This window comes from Flavobacterium anseongense (assembly GCF_021608185.1).
GTDB classification, from domain to species: Bacteria; Bacteroidota; Bacteroidia; order Flavobacteriales; family Flavobacteriaceae; genus Flavobacterium; species Flavobacterium anseongense.
Genome location: NZ_JAKIHN010000018.1, coordinates 1 through 5,337, shown reverse-complemented (window position 1 = coordinate 5,337; position 5,337 = coordinate 1). Strand labels below are relative to the sequence as shown.

The 5,337-nt window shown below is 47.3% G+C and carries 2 tRNA genes and 2 rRNA genes; all 4 read left to right on the top strand.

What is annotated here, in order from left to right:
• Positions 1-502 precede the first annotated feature (502 nt).
• The 4 genes from L1S35_RS13150 to L1S35_RS13135 all read left to right on the top strand — a co-directional run bounded on the left by L1S35_RS13150 (position 503) and on the right by L1S35_RS13135 (position 5,336).
• Positions 503-2,014, top strand: a 16S ribosomal RNA gene (locus L1S35_RS13150).
• Between the two features lie 86 nt (positions 2,015-2,100).
• Positions 2,101-2,174 (top strand) — tRNA-Ile (locus L1S35_RS13145).
• 85 nt (positions 2,175-2,259) lie between these two features.
• Positions 2,260-2,333: transfer RNA gene (locus L1S35_RS13140), tRNA-Ala, on the top strand.
• A 125-nt stretch (positions 2,334-2,458) separates the two neighbouring features.
• Positions 2,459-5,336, top strand: a 23S ribosomal RNA gene (locus L1S35_RS13135).
• Together the 16S and 23S rRNA genes with 2 tRNA genes alongside form the textbook arrangement of a ribosomal RNA operon.
• Position 5,337: the final 1 nt, after the last annotated feature.

Genomic DNA, 5,337 nt, shown 5'->3' with positions numbered 1-5,337 from the left:
TCGGGGCTAGCGATGACTTTTTGTTTTCCTCAGGGCTGTCTTAGGCAGCTCATCTGTGTAGCCTCGGATAAACGGTTTTGTAAAACCCGAGTTATCAATGCATTAAAAAAAAGATAAAAAAAGCATTAAAAAGATTTGGATTTGGAATGATTTAGTTTTTATATTTGCACCCCGCAAAGGGATAAAAGTTCATATAAAAACTGGAAAAACGAGGAATTTAAAATAAATTCAAAAATAATTTTAAAATTACTTGTTGGTTAAAAAAGAATAGTTACTTTTGCACCCGCTAAACGAAAGAATGGCGTTTGACCTGAACTTCCTGAAATAAATTCAGGATAAATGTTTCAGGTACTAAAATAAGAGAACAACGTTCATAGACATATTGAATTGACAGCCGTCTCGATTGATAATCGGGACAATAAAAAAGAGAGTAAGAGAATCGGAAGATTTGAAAAAGACTAGCCTTTGTCTACAAAACTGATTCGCAAGAGTCAAAAAATATACGATGAAGAGTTTGATCCTGGCTCAGGATGAACGCTAGCGGCAGGCTTAACACATGCAAGTCGAGGGGTATAGTAGCAATACTAGAGACCGGCGCACGGGTGCGTAACGCGTATGCAACCTACCTTTTACAGGGGAATAGCCCAGAGAAATTTGGATTAATGCCCCATGGTATATGTTTTTCGCATGTTAAACATATTAAAGTTCCAACGGTAAAAGATGGGCATGCGTCCCATTAGCTAGATGGTAAGGTAACGGCTTACCATGGCTACGATGGGTAGGGGTCCTGAGAGGGAGATCCCCCACACTGGTACTGAGACACGGACCAGACTCCTACGGGAGGCAGCAGTGAGGAATATTGGACAATGGGCGCAAGCCTGATCCAGCCATGCCGCGTGCAGGAAGACGCATCTATGGTGTGTAAACTGCTTTTGTACGGGAAGAAACACTCCTACGTGTAGGAGCTTGACGGTACCGTAAGAATAAGGATCGGCTAACTCCGTGCCAGCAGCCGCGGTAATACGGAGGATCCAAGCGTTATCCGGAATCATTGGGTTTAAAGGGTCCGTAGGCGGTTTGGTAAGTCAGTGGTGAAAGCCCTTCGCTCAACGGAGGAACGGCCATTGATACTGCCAGACTTGAATTACTGGGAAGTAACTAGAATATGTAGTGTAGCGGTGAAATGCTTAGATATTACATGGAATACCAATTGCGAAGGCAGGTTACTACCGGTGTATTGACGCTGATGGACGAAAGCGTGGGGAGCGAACAGGATTAGATACCCTGGTAGTCCACGCCGTAAACGATGGATACTAGCTGTTGGGGGTAACCTCAGTGGCTAAGCGAAAGTGATAAGTATCCCACCTGGGGAGTACGAACGCAAGTTTGAAACTCAAAGGAATTGACGGGGGCCCGCACAAGCGGTGGAGCATGTGGTTTAATTCGATGATACGCGAGGAACCTTACCAAGGCTTAAATGTAGTTTGACAGATTTGGAAACAGATCTTTCTTCGGACAAATTACAAGGTGCTGCATGGTTGTCGTCAGCTCGTGCCGTGAGGTGTCAGGTTAAGTCCTATAACGAGCGCAACCCCTGTTGTTAGTTGCCAGCGAGTAGTGTCGGGAACTCTAACAAGACTGCCAGTGTAAACTGTGAGGAAGGTGGGGATGACGTCAAATCATCACGGCCCTTACGCCTTGGGCTACACACGTGCTACAATGGCCGGTACAGAGAGCAGCCACTTCGTGAGGAGGAGCGAATCTATAAAGCCGGTCACAGTTCGGATCGGAGTCTGCAACTCGACTCCGTGAAGCTGGAATCGCTAGTAATCGGATATCAGCCATGATCCGGTGAATACGTTCCCGGGCCTTGTACACACCGCCCGTCAAGCCATGGAAGCTGGGGGTACCTGAAGTCGGTGACCGTAAGGAGCTGCCTAGGGTAAAACTGGTAACTAGGGCTAAGTCGTAACAAGGTAGCCGTACCGGAAGGTGCGGCTGGAACACCTCCTTTCTAGAGACTATATAAGGAAAGTCAAAAAATAGTAAGTTTCGCTTACTCTCGCTGTTAGTTCAACTATTATAATAAGCAAAAAACAGAGTCTCGTAGCTCAGCTGGTTAGAGTACTACACTGATAATGTAGGGGTCCCCAGTTCGAGTCTGGGCGGGACTACTATTTTTAAGCTTAAAGGAAATTCTGGAGGTTGAGATCCTTATTTTTTGGAATTTGGAATTTAAAGATTTGGAATTTTAAAAACGGGGGATTAGCTCAGCTGGCTAGAGCGCCTGCCTTGCACGCAGGAGGTCATCGGTTCGACTCCGATATTCTCCACTACGCAGAAATGCGAACCGTTCATTGACATATTGAGATAAGAAAATTTTAAAAAGTAGAAAGCGTTTATGTTAGTAATAACAGAAACAAAAAAAACGGTCTTGTTTTAAAAAACGAGATTGGTACAATAAGCAAAATAAGGGCGTATGGGGGATGCCTAGGCTCTCAGAGGCGAAGAAGGACGTGATAAGCTGCGAAAAGCTACGGGGATTGGCACACACGAATTGATCCGTAGATATCCGAATGGGGCAACCCGGCATGTTGAAGACATGTCACATCGATAGATGGGCAAACCCGCTGAACTGAAACATCTAAGTAGGCGGAGGAGAAGAAAACAAAAGTGATTCCGTAAGTAGTGGCGAGCGAACGCGGATTAGCCCAAACCAAAGTTGTTACGGCAATTTTGGGGTTGTAGGACCACGAGATTCTATGCGGATTGAACTGGAATTACCTGGAAAGGTAAGCGATAGAGGGTGACAGCCCCGTACAGGTAAGAGAAGATATAGATAGTGGTATCCTGAGTAGGGCGGGGCACGTGAAACCCTGTCTGAATTTGGCGGGACCATCCGCTAAGGCTAAATACTCCTGAGAGACCGATAGTGAACCAGTACCGTGAGGGAAAGGTGAAAAGAACCGTGAATAACGGAGTGAAATAGATCCTGAAACCATACGCTTACAAGCGGTCGGAGCCCTTTCGTGGGGTGACGGCGTGCCTTTTGCATAATGAGCCTACGAGTTAACGTTGCTGGCAAGGTTAAGCATTTAAGATGCGGATCCGTAGCGAAAGCGAGTCTGAATAGGGCGCTTTAGTCAGTAGTGTTAGACGCGAAACCGTGTGATCTACCCATGGGCAGGATGAAGCTGTGGTAACACATAGTGGAGGTCCGAACCGGTTGACGTTGAAAAGTCTTCGGATGACCTGTGGGTAGGGGTGAAAGGCCAATCAAACTCGGAAATAGCTCGTACTCCCCGAAATGCATTTAGGTGCAGCGCTGATAATAGTTATATAGAGGTAGAGCTACTGATTGGATGCGGGGGCTTCACCGCCTACCAATTCCTGACAAACTCCGAATGCTATATAATGTTTTACAGCAGTGAGGGCTTGGGTGCTAAGGTCCAAGTCCGAGAGGGAAAGAACCCAGACCATCAGCTAAGGTCCCAAAATCTATACTAAGTTGAAATAACGAGGTTTGTCTGCCCAGACAGCTAGGATGTTGGCTTGGAAGCAGCCATTCATTTAAAGAGTGCGTAACAGCTCACTAGTCGAGCGGACGAGCATGGATAATAATCGGGCATAAGTATAGTACCGAAGCTATGGATTTACAGTAATGTAAGTGGTAGGGGAGCATTCTGACAGGAGTGAAGGTGTATCGTAAGGTATGCTGGACCGGTCAGAAAAGAAAATGTAGGCATAAGTAACGATAATGCGGGCGAGAAACCCGCACACCGAAAGACTAAGGTTTCCTCAGCTATGCTAATCAGCTGAGGGTTAGTCGGGTCCTAAGGCGAACCCGAAAGGGACAGTCGATGGCCAACGGGTTAATATTCCCGTACTACTGTTAATTGTGATGGAGTGACGGAGTGATGAAAGCGCCGCGAACTGACGGAATAGTTCGTTAAAGCACCTACCTATAGGTCTCATAGTTAAATGCGTGAGGCTTGGGGAAATGCGATAGTACACGGAGTCTTCGGACAAAGTGATAGTGCGCCTAAGGGCTTCCAAGAAAACCTTCTAAACTTAGATTAACAGTACCCGTACCGTAAACCGACACAGGTAGTCGAGGAGAGAATCCTAAGGTGCTCGAGAGATTCATGGCTAAGGAATTAGGCAAAATAGACCTGTAACTTCGGGAGAAAGGTCGCCCACAGCGATGTGGGCCGCAGTGAAGAGGTCCAGGCGACTGTTTATCAAAAACACAGGGCTCTGCAAAATCGTAAGATGAAGTATAGGGCCTGACACCTGCCCGGTGCTGGAAGGTTAAGAGGAGATGTTATCTTCGGAGAAGCATTGAATTGAAGCCCCAGTAAACGGCGGCCGTAACTATAACGGTCCTAAGGTAGCGAAATTCCTTGTCGGGTAAGTTCCGACCTGCACGAATGGTGTAACGATCTGGACACTGTCTCAGCCATGAGCTCGGTGAAATTGTAGTAACGGTGAAGATGCCGTTTACCCGCAGTGGGACGAAAAGACCCTGTGCACCTTTACTATAGCTTAGTATTGGTCTTGGATAAGTGATGTGTAGGATAGGTGGGAGACTATGAAGTGGCGTCGCCAGGCGTTGTGGAGTCATTGTTGAAATACCACCCTTTGCTTATCTGAGGTCTAACCCCTAACAAGGGGGACATTGCTTGGTGGGTAGTTTGACTGGGGTGGTCGCCTCCAAAAGAGTAACGGAGGCTTCTAAAGGTTCCCTCAGCACGCTTGGTAACCGTGCGTAGAGTGCAATGGCATAAGGGAGCTTGACTGAGAGACATACAGGTCGATCAGGTACGAAAGTAGAGCATAGTGATCCGGTGGTTCCGCATGGAAGGGCCATCGCTCAAAGGATAAAAGGTACGCCGGGGATAACAGGCTGATCTCCCCCAAGAGCTCATATCGACGGGGGGGTTTGGCACCTCGATGTCGGCTCGTCACATCCTGGGGCTGGAGAAGGTCCCAAGGGTTGGGCTGTTCGCCCATTAAAGTGGCACGCGAGCTGGGTTCAGAACGTCGTGAGACAGTTCGGTCTCTATCTACTGTGGGCGCAAGAAATTTGAGTGGATCTGATTCTAGTACGAGAGGACCGAATTGGACAAACCTCTGGTGTATCTGTTGTTCCGCCAGGAGCACCGCAGAGTAGCTACGTTTGGAAGGGATAAGCGCTGAAAGCATATAAGCGCGAAACCCACCACAAGATGAGATTTCTTTTAAGGGTCCTAGAAGATGACTAGGTCGATAGGCTATAGGTGTAAAGGCAGTAATGTCATAGCCGAGTAGTACTAATAACCCGTAAGCTTATGTACA